Source organism: Paenibacillus sp. FSL R5-192 (assembly GCF_000517845.1).
Classification (GTDB): Bacteria; Bacillota; Bacilli; order Paenibacillales; family Paenibacillaceae; genus Paenibacillus; species Paenibacillus amylolyticus.
In genome coordinates, this window is the sequence record NZ_ASPR01000047.1 from 1 (window position 1) to 21789 (window position 21789).

At 47.7% G+C, this 21789-nt stretch carries 16 protein-coding genes and 15 tRNA genes; 23 read left to right on the top strand and 8 right to left on the bottom strand.

Annotated features, from left to right (window positions below; genetic code table 11):
* Position 1: 1 nt before the first annotated feature.
* The 16 genes from C161_RS22740 (at position 2) to C161_RS22815 (ending at position 2204) form a co-directional block, all read left to right on the top strand.
* Positions 2-77 (top strand) — tRNA-Asn (locus tag C161_RS22740).
* A 3-nt stretch (positions 78-80) separates the two neighbouring features.
* A tRNA-Ser gene (locus C161_RS22745) sits at positions 81-172 on the top strand.
* 15 nt (positions 173-187) lie between these two features.
* Positions 188-259, top strand: a tRNA-Glu gene (locus C161_RS22750).
* A gap of 6 nt (positions 260-265) precedes the next feature.
* Positions 266-341: transfer RNA gene (locus tag C161_RS22755), tRNA-Val, on the top strand.
* A gap of 16 nt (positions 342-357) precedes the next feature.
* Positions 358-431: transfer RNA gene (locus C161_RS22760), tRNA-Met, on the top strand.
* Between the two features lie 27 nt (positions 432-458).
* Positions 459-536, top strand: a tRNA-Asp gene (locus C161_RS22765).
* Positions 537-559: 23 nt separating this feature from the next.
* A tRNA-Thr gene (locus tag C161_RS22770) sits at positions 560-635 on the top strand.
* 97 nt (positions 636-732) lie between these two features.
* Positions 733-808 (top strand) — tRNA-His (locus C161_RS22775).
* Positions 809-819: 11 nt separating this feature from the next.
* Positions 820-894, top strand: a tRNA-Gln gene (locus C161_RS22780).
* A 9-nt stretch (positions 895-903) separates the two neighbouring features.
* Positions 904-979, top strand: a tRNA-Lys gene (locus tag C161_RS22785).
* Between the two features lie 9 nt (positions 980-988).
* A tRNA-Leu gene (locus tag C161_RS22790) sits at positions 989-1075 on the top strand.
* A gap of 8 nt (positions 1076-1083) precedes the next feature.
* Positions 1084-1158, top strand: a tRNA-Gly gene (locus C161_RS22795).
* Between the two features lie 6 nt (positions 1159-1164).
* A tRNA-Arg gene (locus C161_RS22800) sits at positions 1165-1241 on the top strand.
* A gap of 16 nt (positions 1242-1257) precedes the next feature.
* A tRNA-Pro gene (locus C161_RS22805) sits at positions 1258-1331 on the top strand.
* Between the two features lie 12 nt (positions 1332-1343).
* Positions 1344-1414 (top strand) — tRNA-Gly (locus C161_RS22810).
* 184 nt (positions 1415-1598) lie between these two features.
* Complete coding sequence (locus tag C161_RS22815; protein ID WP_036672991.1) at positions 1599-2204, top strand: short chain dehydrogenase; 606 nt, start codon at positions 1599-1601, stop codon at positions 2202-2204.
* A gap of 223 nt (positions 2205-2427) precedes the next feature.
* Here the strand turns inward: C161_RS22815 and C161_RS22820 are convergent, their stop codons facing one another.
* The 4 genes from C161_RS22820 to C161_RS22835 form a co-directional block, all read right to left on the bottom strand.
* Complete coding sequence (locus C161_RS22820) at positions 2428-3477, bottom strand: ABC transporter substrate-binding protein (protein WP_084650454.1); 1050 nt, start codon at positions 3475-3477, stop codon at positions 2428-2430.
* A gap of 94 nt (positions 3478-3571) precedes the next feature.
* Positions 3572-5254 carry a helix-turn-helix domain-containing protein gene (locus C161_RS22825; protein ID WP_036672996.1) on the bottom strand — a complete coding sequence of 561 codons (1683 nt, stop codon included), beginning with the start codon at positions 5252-5254 and terminating at the stop codon, positions 3572-3574.
* 374 nt (positions 5255-5628) lie between these two features.
* Positions 5629-6489, bottom strand: coding sequence for a hypothetical protein (locus C161_RS22830; RefSeq protein WP_036672998.1), 861 nt, complete (start codon positions 6487-6489; stop codon positions 5629-5631).
* Positions 6490-6635: 146 nt separating this feature from the next.
* On the bottom strand, positions 6636-7544 hold the full coding sequence (locus tag C161_RS22835; protein ID WP_036672999.1) for a LysR family transcriptional regulator: 909 nt from the start codon (positions 7542-7544) through the stop codon (positions 6636-6638).
* A gap of 407 nt (positions 7545-7951) precedes the next feature.
* Here C161_RS22835 and C161_RS22840 point away from each other — a divergent pair, with 407 nt between their 5' ends.
* The 4 genes from C161_RS22840 (at position 7952) to C161_RS22855 (ending at position 13445) form a co-directional block, all read left to right on the top strand.
* Complete coding sequence (locus C161_RS22840) at positions 7952-8968, top strand: ABC transporter ATP-binding protein (RefSeq protein ID WP_036673209.1); 1017 nt, start codon at positions 7952-7954, stop codon at positions 8966-8968.
* A gap of 70 nt (positions 8969-9038) precedes the next feature.
* Positions 9039-10112, top strand: coding sequence for an ABC transporter substrate-binding protein (locus tag C161_RS22845; RefSeq protein WP_036673000.1), 1074 nt, complete (start codon positions 9039-9041; stop codon positions 10110-10112).
* A gap of 73 nt (positions 10113-10185) precedes the next feature.
* Complete coding sequence (locus C161_RS22850) at positions 10186-11871, top strand: ABC transporter permease (protein WP_051449893.1); 1686 nt, start codon at positions 10186-10188, stop codon at positions 11869-11871.
* Positions 11868-13445, top strand: a complete 1578-nt coding sequence (locus C161_RS22855) for an MBL fold metallo-hydrolase (protein ID WP_036673001.1) — start codon at positions 11868-11870, stop codon at positions 13443-13445. The genes C161_RS22850 and C161_RS22855 overlap by 4 nt, the downstream gene beginning before the upstream one ends.
* A 76-nt stretch (positions 13446-13521) precedes the next feature.
* Here C161_RS22855 and C161_RS22860 read toward each other — a convergent pair whose 3' ends face one another.
* A complete protein-coding gene (locus tag C161_RS22860) occupies positions 13522-14007 on the bottom strand; it encodes a GerMN domain-containing protein (RefSeq protein WP_235193903.1) in 486 nt (161 codons plus the stop codon).
* A gap of 109 nt (positions 14008-14116) precedes the next feature.
* Complete coding sequence (locus C161_RS22865) at positions 14117-15529, bottom strand: N-acetylmuramoyl-L-alanine amidase family protein (RefSeq protein ID WP_036673003.1); 1413 nt, start codon at positions 15527-15529, stop codon at positions 14117-14119.
* 282 nt (positions 15530-15811) lie between these two features.
* On the opposite strand from C161_RS22865, the gene C161_RS22870 reads away from it, so the two are divergent.
* Positions 15812-17041: an anhydro-N-acetylmuramic acid kinase gene (locus C161_RS22870; RefSeq protein ID WP_051449894.1), complete on the top strand. Its 1230-nt coding sequence runs from the start codon at positions 15812-15814 to the stop codon at positions 17039-17041.
* A gap of 125 nt (positions 17042-17166) precedes the next feature.
* The gene (locus C161_RS22875) at positions 17167-18006 is read left to right on the top strand and encodes a MurR/RpiR family transcriptional regulator (protein ID WP_036616797.1); all 840 of its coding nucleotides are present in this window, start codon (positions 17167-17169) and stop codon (positions 18004-18006) included.
* A 139-nt stretch (positions 18007-18145) separates the two neighbouring features.
* On the opposite strand, the gene murQ is transcribed toward C161_RS22875, so the two are convergent.
* Positions 18146-19051 carry an N-acetylmuramic acid 6-phosphate etherase gene (gene murQ / locus C161_RS22880; RefSeq protein ID WP_036673004.1) on the bottom strand — a complete coding sequence of 302 codons (906 nt, stop codon included), beginning with the start codon at positions 19049-19051 and terminating at the stop codon, positions 18146-18148.
* Between the two features lie 22 nt (positions 19052-19073).
* Positions 19074-20036, bottom strand: coding sequence for an N-acetylglucosamine kinase (locus tag C161_RS22885; protein ID WP_036673007.1), 963 nt, complete (start codon positions 20034-20036; stop codon positions 19074-19076).
* A gap of 356 nt (positions 20037-20392) precedes the next feature.
* Here C161_RS22885 and C161_RS22890 point away from each other — a divergent pair, with 356 nt between their 5' ends.
* Positions 20393-21745, top strand: coding sequence for an ABC transporter substrate-binding protein (locus C161_RS22890; protein ID WP_036673010.1), 1353 nt, complete (start codon positions 20393-20395; stop codon positions 21743-21745).
* Positions 21746-21789: the final 44 nt, after the last annotated feature.

Consider the following 21789-nt stretch of genomic DNA (forward strand, 5'->3'; position numbering starts at 1 on the left):
TTCCCTGATAGCTCAGTTGGTAGAGCACTCGACTGTTAATCGAGTTGTCACAGGTTCGAGCCCTGTTCGGGGAGCCATATGGAGAGGTGTCCGAGCTGGCCGAAGGAGCACGATTGGAAATCGTGTAGGCGTCACAAGCGTCTCGAGGGTTCGAATCCCTCTCTCTCCGCCAGATATTTTTTAGCAAGGCCCGTTGGTCAAGGGGTTAAGACACCTCCCTTTCACGGAGGTAACAGGGGTTCGAATCCCCTACGGGTCATATTATGGAGGCTTAGCTCAGCTGGGAGAGCATCTGCCTTACAAGCAGAGGGTCGGGGGTTCGATCCCCTCAGCCTCCACCATATAACTTTATAACGACGCGGGGTGGAGCAGCCCGGTAGCTCGTCGGGCTCATAACCCGAAGGCCGCAGGTTCAAATCCTGCCCCCGCAATTATACTTTCCTTTGAGAAAGTGATCTGGAACCGTGGTGTAGTTGGCCTAACATGCCTGCCTGTCACGCAGGAGATCGCGGGTTCGAATCCCGTCGGTTCCGCCATTTTTTAATTAAATATACACCGTGCCGGTGTAGCTCAACTGGTAGAGCAACTGACTTGTAATCAGTAGGTTGGGGGTTCAAGTCCTCTCGCCGGCACCATTTTTAGTATTTACATCTGAATTTGTGATAGAATGTATATTACAAGTAAAATTGTTAATACTAAGATTCTCTTAGTGGATGAATGGCTTACTCTATGGCGGTCGTGGCGAAGTGGTTAACGCACCGGTTTGTGGATCCGGCATTCGGGGGTTCAATTCCCCTCGATCGCCCCATGATTTTTTAATGGGGATTAGCCAAGCGGTAAGGCAACGGACTTTGACTCCGTCATGCATAGGTTCAAATCCTATATCCCCAGCCATTTCATTACGAGTCATTAGCTCAGTTGGTAGAGCACCTGACTTTTAATCAGGGTGTCGAAGGTTCGAGCCCTTCATGACTCACCATTATATTTTGCGGTCGTGGCGGAATTGGCAGACGCGCACGGTTCAGGTCCGTGTGGGCTAACCCCCGTGGAGGTTCGAGTCCTCTCGACCGCACCATATGTTTTGCGGAAGTGGCTCAGCGGTAGAGCATCGCCTTGCCAAGGCGAGGGTCGCGGGTTCGATTCCCGTCTTCCGCTCCAATATTTGCGCCCTTAGCTCAGCTGGATAGAGCGTTTGACTACGAATCAAAAGGCCGGGAGTTCGAATCTCTCAGGGCGCGCCATTATTCTCATAAGTATCGGGATGTAGCTCAGCTTGGTAGAGCACCTGGTTTGGGACCAGGGGGTCGCATGTTCAAATCGTGTCATCCCGATTTTTTTTATTTGCGGGTGTAGTTCAATGGTAGAACTTTAGCCTTCCAAGCTAATAGCGTGGGTTCGATTCCCATCACCCGCTTCCTAGTAACATATAGAAGAGCCTTTGCTTATAGCAAAGGCTTTTTTTGTGTTAAAAAGAATAAGTGTAATTTATTTAAAATAGGGTCAATTGTCATTTGATTAAGGATGGAATCTTTGTTTAAATAAATAGAACAATTCGTATCTGATTAACCGTATTTGTTTATAAAGGAGGACAAACAGTAATGAAAAGAGCTCTGGTCATTGGTGGAAACGGAACATTAGGTAAAGCCGTTGTTGCGAAACTGAAAGATTATTCCGTTGAGGTTATTACAGCAGGTAGACAATCCGGGGATGTTCAGGTGGATATGACGTCGACAGAGAGTATTACTACCCTCTTCGAAACGGTGAGAAATATTGATTACGTCATTGTGGCGGCGGGCCAGACCCATTATGCGAAACTCGAAGAACTGACACCTGAGAACAATATGATTAGTGTGCAGGGTAAACTGCTTGGACAGGTCAATATCGTATTGATTGGACAGCACTATATTAACGACAAGGGGAGTTTCACGCTGGTCAGTGGCATTATACAAGACCACCCTATTGAGCAAGGTGCATCAAGTGCTATGGTCAATGGGGCTATTGATTCGTTTGCCAAAGCGGCAGCGTTTGAGTTACCAAGAGGCATTCGTTTGAATTCGGTTAGTCCTAATCTGTTTGTAGAGTCTGCGGAAAAATATAAGGATTTCTTTATTGGATTTAATCCTGTACCTGTAGAGAAAGTGGCTAATACGTTTATCCAGAGTGCACTTGGGATTGAAACAGCCCAAAATTTCAAAATATATTAAAAGCCGGAAAGTTATATATGATTTTGATGATTACCTATCCCTAATTAATTGCAGGATGAGAAAGGTGTACATGAAATACATTTAGCTGTTAAGCATGTAGAATGATTTTTCATGAAACAGAACTGAATGAGGCCATTTGAAATATTAAAACAAAAGGAGATCCACCGAAAATCCGGTGAATCTCCTTTTGTTTGTTGTGGATGAAACAGAGGTATATTGACTATTATGGAGCAGGTAGCCCAAGAACTTCGAGCATTTCATTACGTTTGAGCGATTCGGCAATGGGGCCGTCAATGAGCCATTTCTTAGCATTGAGGACATAGACATGACCATTTTGGACAGCGGGTAGGCTTTTCCATACTTGGAGTTGCTGGATTTCATTGAGTTCATCTTTTGTTTTTTGCAACGCTTCAGCTGACCCATCTGAGCTAATGGACACAATAAACAGATAGTCTGCTTTGATTTCAGGCAAAAGTTCTACCGAGATACTGGCATTCATCCGATCCGGGTTCTCTGCCTCGAGTTTGGTAACGAGAGCATCGGGAGTGAATCCAACCTCATAACCCGCTCCTACATAACTGGAAGCTGGGAATGGCGTGGATGGAATGGAAGAGAAGAACAAGCGCATATCCTTCTCTTCCAGGCGCAGGAATGCAGCTGTAGGTTTGGTCTTGGTGATATCGGCTGCAACCTTCTGAGATTCAGTTACTTGGTCTTTATTTTTTTGTAAAAGCTGTTCAGCCCGCTCTTCAATATCTAGCGCAGTAGCTACCTGCACGATAGATTCCTGCCAATTACGGCGATCATAAGTGATCGTAGGCGCGATCTTCTCGAGTTGTTCGAGAATTTTGGCATCCAAACTGGCATTGGCAATAATGAGGTCCGGATTGGCGCTGACTACAGCTTCAAAATTGACACTTTCATTGATGGGTTCGACATCCACGCCTTGAGCTTCAAGTTGCTCATTCAGGTAATCTTGCCGACCAATAGGTGTAGCAAGTACCAGTGGTACCTCCAAGGAGAGGAGAATGTCCTCCATATTAATGGACACAATCCGTTCGGGATGTGCCGGGATTTCTTTGCTGCCACTGGCGCTCTCCACGGTCTTAGTAGCTGATTCAGTGGATGAGTCCCCATCTGTCCCCGCAGCTGATTTTACGCCATCTGCAGATGGCTGCGAAGTGCTTGCAGGTGTCTGTCCACACGCAACAAGTAACATCGCGAGTATGAACAGGATCCCCGTTATTTTGACATATTGCTGTTTGTACATCATAATCCCCCTGTGTTTCTAATGATATTGATTCTCAGTACACTTTATATTGTAGCGGTCTCATGTTGGGGGAGACATAGCCTTCTGTGCTATCCGGTCATGGATTAATGTGCTGAGTTCCACCAAAAAGTTTCAGGGTTTCATCGATGATCTGATCATGAGCATATGGTGAATAATCCAACCACGGCATTTCATCTAGCAGATATACATGTTGGTTCTGCACAGGCATCAAATCTTGCCATTGCTGAGTATGTTGTAGTTTATGCCAACGTTGCTGGGATTCTGAGTCCTGGTCCACAATCAGTAACATGCGATCTCCAACCATTTGAGGCAACTCCTGTTCATCCAATGCACGATAGACTTGCCCTGGAAGCAGATCATGTGAAGGCGCCACGCCCAGGTCGTTATATAGAACAGCGCCCCCATTGCGTCGCCCGTAGATTAACAGATGACCCATCATGATATGAATAATGGAGACCGTATCCTTACCGATTAAATGAGTAAGCTGCTCTTTGGCTTGGATTACCTTGTCATCGTACTGCTCCAACCATTGCTGAGCATCTTGTTGCTGTCCCACAATGGAGGCAACTTGTATGAAGTGTTCCCGCCAGCTCAATCCTTTCCATGGGATAACGATGGTAGGCGCAATTCGCTGTAGCGTTCTTTTTAACGTATTGGCTTCGTACTCATTACAGAGTATGAGGTCAGGGCTCGCTTGCATCAACAACTCAACGTTGGTTTGCCAGATACGAGGATTCATGCGTTTGCTACGTCCCAGATGATAAGGGATATTCGAGAAAAACAGATTCCTGTGTTGATCCCGTCGGTTATCGATCAATGCCGCATGGGGGATGATCTGTAATGCCAGCAGATGGCCAGTGGTTCCGAAGGAGAGAGCGGCAATTTTACTGCGTTTCTGTCGTTGATAGGTAGAGGGAGACACGCCAACATATTTTTTGAATTTGCGACTAAAGTAAAACTCGTCCTGAAAACCAACCTGTGAGGCGATATGTTTGATGGTTTGGCCGGGGACGAGCAGCATCTCTTTGGCCCGGTCCATGCGGATGCTATTCACGTATTCCATGGGACTGATGCCAGTGCTGTTTTTGAATACCCGCGAATAGTGCCACACACTCATGCCTGCCACTCCGGCAAGAACTTCACGAGAAAGATGCTCAGCATATCCAAGCTCAATAAGTTCAAGCGTTTGATCCAAAGCAGAGGTGTGTTCGGAATCTCCTATTGCACTTTCTTTGGGAGGAGCATACACATGGGTTAACAATTCATGCATCAAAGTCTGAATACGAAATGGACGATTTTCTTGAGGTACAGAGATGCATTCATGGAGCTGTGAGGCAATTCTGGTACATTCCTGAAAAAGTTCATGCGGTAACTCATCGGCATAAGCCGAACGAAGTAACCCTTTTTGGTATACCTCCATTACAGTAGATCCGGAAGTAGCTTTATTGATGTCGGAGAGAGGCTTCAACATATCAAAATATATCGCGATGCCCTGTAAAGGATGAACCTCATCCGTTGTATATTCTATCGCTGTTCCTGGCAGGATCAGATACATCTTGCCGAGTGTGGCATGATTCAGCCTATGCCCAATACGGATATCGGCTTCACCGCCAGTACAGATGAGCAGAAGATGTGAGTCCGCTAATACGAATGGGGCAAGAAAAGACGCTTGATCGAGAACTTCGGATGTCTTGAATCTTGCATATAGGTCACGGGTATGGTCACCGTTAGATATCAGTGGAAAGACTTGCAAAGTCACCAGAATCCCTCCTTAACTTGCAATAGTAACATTACATATGATGTATTTGAGAATAATTATCAATTATCGCATATTGTCATTCAAATAAGAAGTCCATATGATAATATGAAAATGAAATAGCGAATTCTAATCATTGAACCGCGTAACTCTCCACTATAACTTGAATTGAAATAGGTTACCGAGTTGGAAAATAGCCAATACATAGTTCCCATCATCTAAACCGTTGAGCGAATAATTATTGAAAATCTTAACTGATGTTAATCGTAGAATTACTTAAATAACAGATCATTTAATTCACTACGCAAAAAAAGACAAGCCCCTCTCCTAAGATGTCCGCAGGAAGAGGAACTTGTCTTTTTAATTAGAGCTTGCGATTAGTATCTTTCCAGAATCGTCTGTGTCTTCAAGCCATCAGCCGGAATCAGCCAGTTGTTGTTCTCCAGCAACTGCAACAGTTGGGTACGCAGTCCGGATACGGCTTCAGTATCATCGGTTTTGAAAGAAACCTCTACGATATTCTCAATACCTGTACCTGCTGCGTCACGGATCGGCCATACTTCGAGTGTAAGCTCTTGACCACTCCATGTACCTTCATATCGTTGGAATGTGATTGGACCATATGCACGGGATTGAGTCAATTGCTGCTTGCCCCAGTTGGAGGCAGACCAGTTTTTCAATTTGCCCGGAAGCTTGTCCAGTAACATGTTCAAGGCTTCTTGCTGCGAAGGAAGTTGGACTCCTGTCGCTTTGGTATCGACTTTTTTGGTGTTGGAGAAGCTCAGCGTCTGTTTGCCGTATCCCCAATCAATCTCAGCCTCGTAGTTATCATCCGATTTATCAAATCCCTCTTGGTTAGCCAGAGTCAGCGCTGCGTTGATGTCGCCATTGATTACAGGGTAGCGTTTTTTATAAGTCAATTCGTAGTTATTCTTGTCATCCTTTTTGCGAAAACGAACGTTCCATCCTTGTTGATCCAATCCGAGAGCATTGGTCTCGAAGTACTCTACGTTAATATTTCTTGGCGTGGAATTTAGGCCGAGTGTCTGGATCACTTCACTGCGTGGTGTCCCATCTGTATTCAATACAAGTTCTGGCTTGGCCAGAAACTTTACTTCATAAGCAGGAACGGCATTGGCAGCAGCTGAAGCCTGGGGTGCTCCCAGAAATGTCATTCCACTTCCCAATGTTACGATGCTCAACATCAATGAGGCGGTTACCTTTTTCCACTTTTTCAAAACCAATCACTCTCCTAATCTGGATTAACGTACAGACTCACTTTATCGCCTGAATATATGAAAGCGATTAAAGGGAAGCGCACATTGCGTTAACCCTGTATAGATTTGATGAATGGCAAACGATAGTTTATAGCGGATCAGGGCAATCAGCCATGGAAAATGGGGAAGCCGTGACTCACCTCTCGCAGCACTTCTTTGAAGCGGTTTACCTGAACGGAAGGGTGGCGATCCTTGTTATGTACAGTATAGATATGGCGCGGTGCCTGCTCTCCCGGAATTGGAAGAACTTGAATGAGCCCGTGCTGTTCCTCCCACTGTACCGCCATCCGAGACATGAATGAGACATGCCCCCCGATTAACACGAGCTGTTTGATCGCTTCCAGGGAATCCATCTCCACGGTACTCCGCAAACGAATATCATGTTGCGCAAGCCATTGATTGGTTAGCCGCCGTGTACTGGATTCATTGCCATGTAAGGCAAAAGGAATCTGCGCGATATGATCAGGTGTTAATGTATCCTTCTGGGCCAACCCATGTTGCGGGGAACAGATTAAAACCAGGTCGTCTTCACATAACGTCTCTGCTTGCAGGGCAGGGCCAACAAATGGCTCGGAAGAGATCACCCCCAGATCAATCTGATGCCGAATCAGCATCTCGCGAATAACAGGTGATGGTTTGACGGATAAGACAATACGAATGCCCGGGAATTCCTGAGAAAAGGTGTTGAGTATGGTAGGCAGCAAATATGTAGCCGGTACATAGCTTGCTCCAATGTGCAGGGTGCCCCGATAGAGACTGTCATATTCCTTTACGACCCGTCTTGCCTCTTGGGTCAGAGCATTGATTTTGACAGAATAGTGGAGCAAGGCTTGTCCGGCCTCGGTTAAAAAAGTCTTCCCACTGCGTGATTCGAATAATCGCACGCCCATCTCTTCCTCCAATGACTTCATATGAAAGGTAACGGTCGGTTGTTTGATCCCCAGTAACTCGGCCACGCTTGTCATGTGATGATGCTTGTCGATCAGTTCAACAATTTGCAATTTGATCAGATTCAATGTCCCGACACTCCTCTCACTTCTACTAGCCCCAATATATAAGATGATCTAATGTTTTTCATAAAGACGGAGAGTACAGAACCAATCTGAAGAAGCGAAGCCAAAAGCTTTCTGGAAGAAAGCTGCTTCGGAAGCATAAGCTTCGCCTTTATCCCCGGATTTCTCCCTTCATAAAGGGAATATAAGAAATCTGGGGATAACAGCGATCGGAAGATGGTGCTGTAATCGAAGCGACAACATGAAAATTAATTTAGTTCACCTACTATAGATTTAATCTATGAACATCAACAGAATTCATCTAAAAAGTTAATTCCAATTTTACATACAAGACATACAACTCGCGAAAGCGGACGTTAGACTGAGAACAGTGCAAGAGATCAAGTAACAGAAGACAGGCAGGGATGCTTATGAAATTAGAGATGACAGGAATTCAAAAATCATTTAATCAAACACCCGCGCTGCTGCCAACGGATCTAACGCTTGAACATGGAAAGTTCACGACCCTGCTCGGCCCATCGGGCTGTGGCAAAACAACACTGCTCCGCATGTTGGCCGGGCTGGAACAGCCGGACGCGGGGGAGATTCGTGCAGATGGTCAGTGTATCTACTCTGCGGCGAAGCGGATTGATATACCAACACACAAGCGTAATCTGGGCATGGTGTTTCAAGATTTTGCATTATGGCCGCATATGACCGTATACGAAAATGTAGCGTTTGGCCTGAAGGCCGGAAAACAGAAATCTGATCTGCGACAAAAGGTGAATGAAGCCCTTGGCATGGTTCGCCTGCAAGGCATGGAAGATCGTTATCCTCATCAGCTGTCTGGTGGACAGCAGCAACGGGTTGCTTTTGCCAGAGCCGTAGCGGTCAGACCTGGTGTGATCCTGTTCGATGAACCACTGAGCGCACTGGATGCTGTACTCCGGGAAGAGATGCGGATTGAGATGATGTCACTGGTTCGGGACATGGGATTGACTGCGCTGTACGTCACACATGATCAGATTGAAGCGATGTCGATGTCAGATGAGATTGTGGTGATGCAGAAGGGGCGAATATTGCAAAAGGGAAGCCCGGAAACGATCTACTCGGCGCCAAGTGATCCGTATGTTGCTTCGTTTATCGGAAAGTCCAACTGGCTCACTCCTAATCAATCCATGGTTCGTCCGGAGCATGTCACCTGGAACAAAACAGGTCATGATGATCTGTGTTATCCGGGGACGGTACTCAGCGTTAGCTATGTAGGTGAGCGTTACGAAGTGCGAGTGCAGATGGAAGGGCTGGGTGTATGGACAGCCTATATGAATCAAAGAGTGCGTGTAAGGGAGCGGGTGCAGCTCTATGTAACCCCTGAACGGATATGCCGAATGGACGGTTATGACCACCCGAGTGTGAAGCAAAACGAAGCGATCGCAGTGGCATATTAAATTGTTGAACGAGCACGCAGTTGGAAGCAGAAGTACACATTTTATAAGAAACCAGGGGAGATGGACGAATATGTTGGGTATGAAAACACGGAAAAAGAGCGCAATGCTGTTATTAACAGCGGTAATGAGTATCAGTTTGTTCGGATGTAGTACAGGGAACTCGACCACAGGCAACGCGGCACAACCCGCGGGTGAAGGAAACACAGCAGCGGCGGCGGAAACAACGAAACCGGCTGGCGGCAAGTTGGTCTTGTACAGTGCTGGCCCACAGAAGCTGGCAGATAACATCGTGAGCGGATTTACAGACAAAACAGGGATCGAAGTTGAGATGTTTCAGGGAACGACAGGAAAAATTCTGGCTCGTATGGAAGCTGAGAAATCCAATCCGGTTGCAGACGTTGTGATCCTGGCCTCTTTACCTTCAGCACAGGCTCTGAAAGCCGATGGACTGACTATGCCATACCCTGAAGCAGCCAATGCAGACAAGTTGAACAAGGACTGGTCGGATGCAGAGGGCAACTATTTTAGCAGCAGTGCTTCCGCACTGGGCATTGTGTATAACACCAAACTGGTATCTACACCACCAACAAGTTGGGCAGAACTGGCTACGCCTGCGTGGAAAGATGCAGTGAACATTCCGGACCCTACATTATCAGGTTCAGCACTCGACTTCATCACAGGATACCTGAGTGCGAATGGTGAAAAAGGATGGGATCTGCTGAGTGCCTATAAAGCCAATGGTGTAGCGATGGCAGGTGCCAATCAGGAAGCACTTGATCCAGTCATTACGGGTGCCAAAAGCATCGTAGCAGCAGGTGTGGACTACATGGCGTATTCCTCCAAGGCAAAAGGCGAACCACTGGATATCGTATATCCTGAGGAAGGCACGGTCATCAGCCCAAGACCGGCAGCGATTCTGAAATCCAGTCCAAATGTAGAAAATGCCAAAGCGTTCATTGACTACCTGTTGTCCGATGAAGCACAGAAGCTTGTTGCAGATGCTTATCTGATCCCGGGCCGCGAAGACATTGAAGCGACTAACCGTGCCAATGTGAAGGATATTCCACAACTTAAAGTGGATTGGAACTGGATGAGCGAACATGGCGAAGAGACAGCGGCGCGTTTTTCCGAGACTTTTAAATAAGAAGAACAAGGATAGAGACAACTAGGCAAAAGGAATACCTGCTGTCTGTGGAAAGTCATGTGAGGTGAACGTAGTGAAACCTGTTGGAATAGACAACAACCGAATTTTTCGGAGAGTGGGCGTGATTCTGGCCCTCTTTCTGCTGACCATAAGCATTGGCGTACCGCTCTTGCTGATCTTCTGGCAAAGTGTGTATCCGGACGGGCAGTGGGATTGGATGGCTCCGATTCGTACGATTACAGGTCATCATCTATCAGGTGTATTGCTGAATTCCGTCTGGCTTGGCATCTGCGTTGTAGCGGTAACCACGCTGCTGGCGCTGCCGCTGGCCTGGATGATGGCGAAGACTCGGATGGGTGAGCATCGCTGGGTCGATGTAATCCTGATGATTCCGTTCATGACTCCGCCGTATATCGGATCGATGGGCTGGATTCTGTTTATGCAAAAAGGGGGATATCTGCAGCAATGGGTGCCCTCATCTGCGGGTTGGAGTGAGCTGTTCTTCAGCTTCTGGGGCATGGTGCTCATCATGAGCTTGCACCTGTTCCCGTTCCTGTATCTGCTGCTTCGAGATGCGTTGATCCGCATCGGTGGCAATCTCGAAGAAGCGGGAGCCGTGCACGGTGCACGTGCAGGATACCGTTTCAGACGTATTATTTTACCCTTATTGTTGTCGTCCTACGGCATGGGGATCATGCTGGTCTTTGTCAAAACGATTGCGGAATTCGGAACACCGGCAACCTTCGGGCGCAAGATTGGCTATTATGTCATGACCTCCGAGATCCATAAGTACATCTCCAGTTGGCCGATTGACTTCGGCAAGGCGACTTCGCTGGCATCGGTGCTGTTGTCCGTCTGTCTGGTGATGTGGTATATGCAGTCTGCCATGAGTCGAAAGTTCACGTATCGTCTGGTCGGTGGCAAAGGGCAACGTTCGAAGCGATATTCTCTTCGTGGCGGAGCAGGATGGTTGTGCGGGGTGTATCTTGCAATCCTGTTGATCCTGTCGATAGGTATCCCTTATTTCTCGATCATCGCCGCTTCGACCATGAAGTTACGGGGATCAGGAATTGCTTTTGATAATCTGACCTTGGATCATTACAAGGAGCTGTTATCTTGGGGATCAGTGAGTATGAAGGCCATCGGGAACAGTCTCGGTCTATCCCTTGCGGCTTCAACGGTCGCTGTTATTATCGGAACCGGATTTGCACTAGCGATCGGCAGATCATCTTCATTCATGCAGCGTGTGATTGACTTGTTCAGTCTGTTGCCTAATACGGTGCCGGGTATCGTGATGGTCGTGGGTCTGATTCTGTTCTGGAACTCACCCTGGATGCCAGTTACATTGTATAACACCTACGGCATGGTCGTGCTCACGTACGTTGTGCTCTTCTTGCCTTACACCGTGCAGTATGTAAAATCGAGCTTTACCCAGATTGACGGAACATTGTTCCAAGCTGGGCAAGTGTTTGGCGGGAAGCCGCTGTATATTCTGCGGCGAATCCTGATCCCGCTGATCCTGCCCGGCATGTTGGCCGGCTGGATGATGACCTTCACGATTGCAACAAGAGAACTGGTTGGATCGTTATTGATTCTTCCACCGTCGATGCAGACGTCGGCTACGTATATTTTTGCCCAGTTTGAACAAGGTCAGGTATCACTGGGAATGGCGATGGCCGTGGTGACTGTAGGTCTGACGGTGCTGATGCTGCTGGGAATCGAACTGCTGAATTCAAAGAGAAAGTGGAATGCATCATGATCAAACTGAACGTATGGGGCGGTGCAGGGGAACACGGACGTTCCGCCTATCTCCTGAGCGGGAGCCAGTTCCACCTTTTGCTGGATTGTGGTGTGAAAAAAGAAGGCACGGGCGATTATCCGATGATTGACCCGGAGATTGTCCCGCAACTGGATGCGGTCCTGTTGTCCCACGCCCATGAGGATCATTCGGTCGCCATCCCTTTGCTGTACAAGATGGGCTACCAGGGTGAAGTGTGGACGACGAGAGAGACGAGGGCGCAGCTGCGTACGTATTTTGCCAACTGGCGAAGGTTTGCAGAACGTGTCGGAGAGAAGCTCCCTTACGATGAAGCAGATGAGCAGGCTATTCGTTATCGGTATTTGGAAGATGAGGTCGTATCCCAAACCTGGTTCCAACCGATTCCCGAAGTAAAAGTGATGTGGGGACGGAGTGGACATCTGGCTGGATCGGTGTGGTTTGGGGTTGAAATGGAAGGTAAGCGGATTTTTTATTCCGGGGACTACACGTCCGAATCGATGCTTTTACAGGAGGATTATCCAGCGGAGGCGTTCTTACGGGAAAACATGATTCGTGAAGATACGTTGTTCGATGCTCCGAGCAGCGAACAGTGGATTACGGAGGAACTAATCGCTATAAACAGTGGGCAAAAGGCTGGAGAACTCATAACGTCACCAGATCAGACATCTGTTGCATCAGAAGCGTCGTCAAGAACACTTGTATCCATGGAGATACCCATGAAGGAGAGAAATTTCACATCCAATGGAGCAGTCAGAGCAGGCAGAGCAAACGTAGCAGACGCTGCGCCAATATCTTCCGTCGTGGTGGATCTGGCGATCGTTGATGCGGCCTACGGTACGGACCAGGATACACAGGCCGAAAAACTGGAACAGCTGGAACGAGCCATTCGCCAGACGATTGCTCAAGGTGGAAAGGTGCTCTTACCTATGCCTGTCGTAGGGCGTGGACAGGAGATCATACTGTGGGCACAGCAACAATTCCCGGCTATTCCAATCGTAGTGGAACAAGGGCTGGTGGACGGTATGAAGCAACTTATGCATGTTCCGTATTGGTTGAGGGAGAAGGGAGAGCATGTCATCGGAAGTTCGTTGAAAGACAAAATTGATGGCTTTCTGACCGGACGAGGATGGGATCTGCCTACAACCACCCAAGAGCGGGAACAACTGTTGGAACATCATGCTGCTTCGCTATGGTTCATTCCGGACGGTATGATGCAGTCCTCGCTTGCCCGTTGGTACTATAGTCAATTATCGGACAGGGAGGAGAATCTGATTCTGCTCACCGGGCATGTTGCTCATGGCACATTTGCTGATAAACTGCTACGGGTTCCTGACAAGTATGGCGTGTGTGATGTGCGGAAAATACGTTATAAAGTGCATCAGGGCTGGAAGGATGTTGAACGGATGCTGCATCAGGTTCCAGCAAGGCATACGGTCCTTGTGCATGCTGACCGGGCAGAGACGGACCGATTAAAAGAAGGATTGCTCAGAAATAGCCCGTCACCGGGAACAGTGATACATTCACTGTCTGCTGGTGACGAGCTATATGTGTGAATTGTGCATGAATCGAATTGATGCGTCAGATTGGAACGTCCCTGGGGACGTTCTTTTTCCATTGTTGTCTGATCAGTTAGGGTTTGCGATGAATGGGGTGTTCCAGTTCGGCATGGCCCATCAAACTATCAACGGCTTCACCATCCACCAGTATATCCAGACTCTTCACTTCATCAAATTGAAACATCGTTGTTGTTAAAGCTTCCAATGCGAGCAATTCTCCACTGGTACCGAGGTTCGCTTCAGCGGGGATATGAACATTCAAAGTCACCGTACCCTCAGCATATTGGACAGAGAGCAATTCCACCTGCTCCCAGAGGGAAACAAGCTCTGAATCGGTGTTCGTTTGCAACGCTGCAAATGTTTTTTCATATTTTTCGGAGTCATCCTTGTACTCAATTTCCTGCTCTGTTTTCTCTAGCTCAAGTACCTGAGAGTCTGCCAAATATACATCGACGACTTGTGTATTCATTGTGCCCAGATCCACCTCCGTTTCGGATGGGTTTGGTGCCTGCACCTGTCCTCCCTGAACAGCAGGTTCATTCGAACCGGATTGGCTCACTGGCTTCTGGGCACATCCAACTCCGATAAGGATCAAGCATGATAATATAAGTGCACAACCTAGCTTCTTATTCAAAGAATCACTTCCTTTATCTGATTTATTTGATGATTTATAGGCCCAAATACTCCTTGATTCCATCGGCTATCGCTTGAGCGGCTCTCATCTGAACGTCATCGGACGACATCAGTTCTTCATCGAGCACATTACTCAAGAATCCCACTTCCAAAAGCACTGCAGGCATGGTCGTGTCTCGGATCACTTCCAAGTTGCCATTTTTCACACCACGATCTCTAAGCCCCATGGCTTTCAACAAACGTTGATGAATGATAGTGGCTAATTCCTTACTATTACTGCGTTGATAATAATATGTCTCTGTACCTGTGGCTTGGGGGGCGGACTTCACGCTATTGCCATGGATAGATACAAATACATCCGCATTTAATTGATTGGCGAGTTGAACACGCTCAGGGCGGGTCGGATAGGTATCACCTTCACGAGTCATCACCAATTCGATATTAGGTTCATTGAGCAGCAGGGCTTGTACTTTGTGAGCTAATGCCAAATTGTATTCCTTTTCGGGTTTGTTCGTGATGCTGATCGTCCCTGGATCACTGCCACCGTGTCCTGGATCGATGACCACAACCTTGCGTCCTGAGTCGCCTACTGGAGTGACTGGAGCAGGTGTGACATTGTCACCCGCAACATTCAGATCAATAATCAGTTTGTCGGCAATCACATTGTGGCTGTACTGGACATTCTTCACATTATTCAATTCTACGACAATGCGAACTTGTGCCGGTTCTCGTTTGAACAGTGAATATCTCACTTCCGTCACATTGGGATAACCGCTCACATCCAACTTGCCATTGAGTCCTTGATCCAGCGGCTGGGAGATATCACCAAAGGTGGCTCCGGGCAAGTCCACAACCAGACGATCAGGGTACTTGAGGGTCGTTACTATTGGCTGAACGGCCCCATCGGTGGATAAAACGAGCTGATTATTGGCAAATTGGATATCGGTAACCTGAGCGGTAGAGCTTGAATCCCCTTTTCCAGGACTATTTCCTGGTTCAATAGCAGGTTCCTTACTGGTGTTTGTTAAGTATACGATCTTATCTTGATTGTTCCATCTTACCTTAAGCCCCATTTGTTCACTGACAAATCGAATGGGCACCACCAGCGTTTTATTCAAAATCTGCGGTGCTGTGTTCAAATTGACTTGTTTGTCAGCAACCATGGCTTGCTTTTGATCGACGGTTAGGGAAATCGTCTGTTGATCTTGCTGAATTTTTACAGTGCGTGCTTGTTGGTTCCAATCGACTTTGAATTTCAAATTTTCGGCAACGACACGAATCGGGATCATCACGTTTTTATTGATAATCGTTACCTGTACATCACTTGGGAGGACTAATTCCTCTCCATCCATAAAGATTTTCGACGTGCTTGCAGCGGCATTTCCCTGATTAGGGAGCAAAACGAGTAAGAACAGACTCAAAAACAGTAGTAAAATGGTTTTCTTCATTATGCACCTCGACTAATATTAGATCATTTTCTTAATTCCAAAATATCCCTACACATTATAAACGGTAAAAATGTAAAAATGTTTCTCTTCTGATATCTAATTATCAATTGATGGATGAAAACATGATGTGTGATCGCAAATGGGGTGAATCTCTCTCTTTTTATTTTCAATGATGTAATTAAATTTCATATAATGTTTGACTTGTGAAATTTAATATCATATACTGGGTGAAATTATGGCAGGATGACGTGTTCATCGGGTCTTGCAGGAGGTTGGGAGTGGATGGATACAGGCAGCTATCCGATGTGGGAGAAGTATCGTTTGAAGCAGGAGCATCTGGTCATCGGACTAATGTCAGGAACGTCACTTGATGGAACAGATGCGGCACTGGTGCGTATTCAAACCGATATGAGCGGGGCATTACAGCAGATCGAGCTGGTTGATTTTGTCTGTGTGCCGTATTCGAATGGATTGAGAGACGTACTGATCCGGTTATGTTCACCGGAGACGGCGCGTGTCGACGAGCTGACAGCCGCGCATTTTGGTGTATCAGAGTGGTATGCGCATAGCGTTACGGAACTGATGCAGTCTGCCGGTATCTCAACGCAGCAGTTGGATATGATTAGCATGCATGGGCAGACGGTATGGCATGCTCCTGTAGCATCTGCATTTCCAGGGCCAACGGGAGCAAGTATTGATGTGGTATCGACATTGCAGATCGGTGAATGTGCTGTCGTTCGAGAACGGACAGGACTGCCAGTGATTGGCAACCTGCGGGCAAGGGATATGGCCGCTGGTGGGGAAGGTGCCCCGCTTACGCCTTATGCGGATGCTCTGATGTTCCGCAGCCCGACGGAAGGGCGGCTGGTGCAGAATATCGGTGGCATTGGCAATGTGACGGTGCTTCCCTCCGAGTCATCCACCGAAGGTATTTCGGCATTTGATACGGGACCAGGGAATATGGTGATGGACGCCATTGTGCGGCAGGCAACGGATGGGCGGCAGCATTATGATCCGAATGGAAGTATTGCCGCACAGGGGAAGGTCGATCAGGGTCTGGTAGACTTGTGTTTGGAGGATGAGTATTTCAAAAGACTTCCACCGAAAAGTACCGGGCGAGAAGTATATGGAGCCGCGTATGCAGTGAGACTGATGGAGATGGCCACAAAGCGTTCCTTATCTCTTGAAGATACGCTGGCTACTGCCACCTGTCTGACCGCGGAAACCATCGTGCGTGCAGTGAAGGATTTTATCCTGCCCAAGGTGCAAATATCGGCCATGCTCGCGTGCGGTGGTGGCACTTCCAATGCCACGTTAATGGAGATGATCCGTCAGAGACTACCGAAGGATATCCGTTTGGAGCGAACGGCAGATTATGGTATACCCGATGATGCTCGGGAAGCCATTGGATTTGCTTTACTTGGCCATGAGGCACTTATGGGAAGAACCAATACACTTCCGGCAGTAACCGGCGCAAAACACGCCGTAATCTCGGGCAATCTCACACTTTAGTGAGACCTGAATTTAATATGAGTTCAGTTATGGAAGGGCGAGGAATTCGATTAGACGCGAGTGGAATTATAAGATAAAATGCTTGTACATGAATGCAGTACGGAAAGGAGGAGCGAATGGAAGGCATGAAAGGTGGACTTGTACGTTTACGCGCATTAATGGATGACTTGACCCCGTCCGAACGGAAGATCGGAGCTTATATTCTCGATCACCCGCAAGAAACTGTTCAATCCTCGGTGGCCCAGTTGTCTGAACGGAGTGGAGGAAGCCCAGCTGCCATTATCCGTCTCTGCAAATCACTAGGTGTAACGGGTTTTCAGGAGCTGAAGCTGAAGATCGCCGGAGATTTGCAGACGAGTGAGCCATATCAATATACGGAGATTCGTCCCCAGGACTCCATGGAGAGCATTATTCAGCATGTGTCCGCAAACAATATTCAGTCGGTGAAGGATACGGTTCATATTCTGGACCCACGTCTGGTGGAAAAAGCTGTGGACGTGCTTCATCAGGCAAACCGGATCTTTTTCTATGGAGTAGGGGCCTCCAACCTGATTGCGCTGGATGCACATTACAAGTTCATGCGAATCAATCGCACAAGCTTTTCGTTCGCCGATCCGCATATGCAGATTTCGTCCGCAACGACGCTTCGTGAGGATGATGCGGTTGTATGTATCTCGTATTCAGGGGAGACGTCGAACGTAATCTCCTGTCTCAAGCATGCTCATGATGGTGGTGCAGCGACAATCAGCATTACCAAGTGGGGCAGCAATACACTCAGTAGTATGGCGGATGTGCCCCTGATGATTACTTCTACCGAAAGTGATATTCGGAGCGGAGCAACTTCGTCACGGATTGCACAGTTGAACGTGATCGATATTTTGTATCTGGCGATTGCCAGTCGGGATTATAACCAGTCGGTGGAATATTTGGAGAAGAGCCGACAGGCTATTCTGGAGCACAAGTGAAGTAGAACCATATGAATCCCTTTCTGTTTATGCAGGAGGGGATTTTTTGACGGATTATATCCGCTTTTAGAATAAAAAAAGAGCCCAGACTAATGTCGGGCTCCTCTCTTTCAACCTCTAATAATACCCCTTGTACGGCTCAGGAAGGCCCCGCAATGGCGCTACGGACAAAACCGTCAGCCAGATCAAGCCTGTGCTGAGCTTCTGTTACGTCCACGCCTGCCATCAGCATGACGATGGCCGTTTTTACATGACCGTCTGCACCGGTAAAAGCCTCTTCAATATCCGCTTCATTCGCTCCGGTTGCCAGATGTATCATGCGTTTGGCCCGATGGACAAGCTTTTCGTTCGAAGGGTTCAGATCAACCATGAAATTACGGTAAACCTTGCCCAGACGAATCATGGCGGTAGTGGTGAGCATATTCAGAATCATTTTCTGGGCGCTGCCTGCCTTCATACGTGTTGAACCCATGACAACCTCTGGGCCGACAACAGCCTCAATGCTCACATCAGCCAACAGGGTCATCGGCGTGCCTGCATTATTGCTCAGGCTGATCACCGTAGCCCCGATCTCCTTGGCGTGCCTCATCGCACCCAGCACATACGGCGTTCGTCCACTGGCTGCAATGCCAACCACTACATCGTTTTTGTCTAAGCCATGTTCATCAAGGTCGGCAGCTCCCAACTCCTCATTATCTTCAGCACCTTCAACCGGGTCCTTCACTGCCCGGAATCCCCCTGCAATAATACCCTGCACCATGGATGGCGGGGTTCCGTAGGTAGGCGGGCATTCCGAAGCGTCAAGTATTCCTAATCGTCCACTGGTACCTGCGCCTACATAAAAAAGCCTGCCGCCAGACTGAAATGCTTCCAAGATCCGATCCGCAGCTTGAGCAATGACCGGAATGAGGGGCTGAATGAGCTCCGCAATCCGTTGATCTTCCTTATTAATGAGCTCCATAATTTCTGCCGAAGGCAATTCATCTATATGATCCGTTAGTGGATTGGGTTGTTCTGTTAGTAGTGAATTCAGCATGTGATTCATCCGTATGGCCTCCTTCTCTCTTTTAAAATGATTCATTCAGGGAACGGCGTTGTCTTGCCAGTTGTGCTGCGCCAACCGCTGGAGCGGGGGCATCTTCACGATATACAAAGTCCAACTCTCCATAATATCCCGATAACTTCAGGATAAATGTATTTCGGAAAAGTGTAGCGTATCGAAACATTGATCCGGACAGGACAACCGGAGTGGATGCAAATTCGGGATGACGTGCAATCAGCGCCTTGGCAGTATCCGCCAATTGTGAGGCTTCGTCAATGATCAGTGCGCAGGCGGCCTCATCTCCGAGTTCAGCAGCTTCTATTGCTAGGCGGGCGATGGATGCGGTCTCGGTTTTGCCCCAATCCGTCTGATACACTCGCGTCTTTAGCTCCGATATATCCCGAAGGCTCAGATTCTTTAGAAGAAGCGGGGTTAAACAGGTTGGAGGAAGAACACCGTCATAACTCTGCATAACCACTTGGAGTGCACGCTGCCCAATACGATAGCCGCTCCCCTCATCTCCGAGCAGATGACCCCAGCCTCCTGCACGGTATCGCTCGCCTTCCCGCGTAAATCCGTACACGATGGAACCTGTTCCAGAGATACACAATACACCGTGCGTATGTCCGAGAGAGGCCATCAGAGCAATCTCTCCTTCGGATATAACCCAGACTTGACAACCTTCTGATGCCTGTCGATTAAGACTCTTCATATAGTTATTTACTGCTTCGGCTATAAGTTGCCGTTCTTGGATCGTATCTACACCTGACATACCGAGGCATATACCCTCACAATTTGTCGATAAATCACTTATTAGATTAAATAGCTGTTCCAGCACTCGTTGCAGTTCGGAAATGGCCTGTTCAGTGGATACGCTGTGAGGATTCGTGGGACCGCCGCTGAGTCGGGCGAGAATTTCACCAGATTCAGAAATGATTGCTGCATCAGTATTGGTACCGCCTCCATCTATGCCTACATATACTCGCAAAGTGGCTCACCTCGCTTGCTTGGGTTTTCTTTTTACATAGTATAGTTGCATGAAAAGAAAAAGTAAAATTAAATTTTATAATAAAAAATAATGTTGAATTTTTATTTTACAACTCATATAATGAATTCAATCTACAATTTTGGAAGGAATTAATACTGTTAATGTCAATTAAGTTGACGTTAATATTGCATTTAAGAGATTTAGTCTGCGACTGGCAGGCCCAATCTACAGGGGAGGTGCTTTTCCTTACTGCCGCGTGTATAGGTGGATTGCGTTTGAAGGCCGAACGATCACAAAGGGGTAGCATGGTTAGGCAATGAAAGAATCGGATGATGACATGCAAAGGAGATGAAGGGATGAAAAAGAAGGGTCTGGTATGGGCAATGTTGTTGATGATGGTCTGGGTTACAGCCTGTGGGAATAGCGGAGGTGCTGCTTCGGATGACCCGAATGCCGATGATACGGTAACGGTATGGACCTATCCTGTACATGGCACATATGAAGATGAACTGAAGGATCTAATCTCTGATTTCAATAAAGAACACCCGAACATTACCGTGAAGACGGAAATGCTTTCCTGGGCGGAAGGGCCCAAAAAATTCGATGTCGCTTTGAACGCGGGTAACCCGCCGGATCTTTACTTTCATAGCGTAGACGGCACATATGTGAATACGGGATTGGCACTTGAGCTGGACAGCTACCTGACACCTGAGATCAAGGACGACTACCTGCCAGGTACGCTTGATTTAGGCCAGATTCAGGGGAAACAGTATGGACTGCCGTTGTATCAATTCCAATGGGCTTGGGGTGGTAACAAACGCATTCTGGAGGAAGCGGGCATTGATTGGAAGTCCATTCAACAAAATGGCTGGACCTGGTCCGAATTCAACGATGCTGCTGCCAAGCTGACCAAAACGCTGGATGGCGGGGCCAAGCAATATGCACTGGTTACCGACGGAACCTCGCTTGACTTCATTGAAATGCTGTCTCGTAACAACGGGATGATCGATGTTCTTGATAAAGACGGCACGTTCCAATGGAATGATGGTCGCATTCTGGATACCCTCTCTTTTATCAAAAACCTGATGGATCAAGGGTATATGCCGAAGGAAACGGCGGCTCTCGCTCCAGCGAAACGGACGGATATGTTCTACGCGGGGGAAACGGCGATCATCTCCAAAGCGATTCCTTATTATGATGTGATGATTCAGAATCGCAACAAGGACATCGATGATGGCAAGGTGCAGGGAGAGAAGATTGATTTTGTCCTGTTGCCTGTACCACATAATGATGATCAACCTGCGGCCACAACGATGGGCGGCGAAGGGTATGTAGCCTTCAAACAGAAAAAGGACAAGGGCGAACAGCATGCCAAAAATACGTTCCTGGTGATGGAGGCGCTTAGTGGTGCCAAAGCAGGGAACTCGGCCAATGAACTGGCGCTTCCATTCGTAAGACAGTCCCAGGTGGATCTGTTTAAAGGAAAAGAGCTTGGTCAACCGGATAATCTGGCTGCTGCAAAAGTCATGGCAGAGAATATCGCGATGCCGGTTGTACTTGAACTGGATATCGACAAAGCATCTCAGCAAAAACAATTCAAGGAACAGGTTGTGAAGCCTAATATTCAGGCGCTGTTCTCGGGAGAAAAATCACCGGAGCAGATCGCAGAAGACTTCAAGAGCAAAGGCCAGCAGATGTTTGGACAATAACTCGGACAATCAAACATAACGTAAAACCACACTGATTAGGAGAG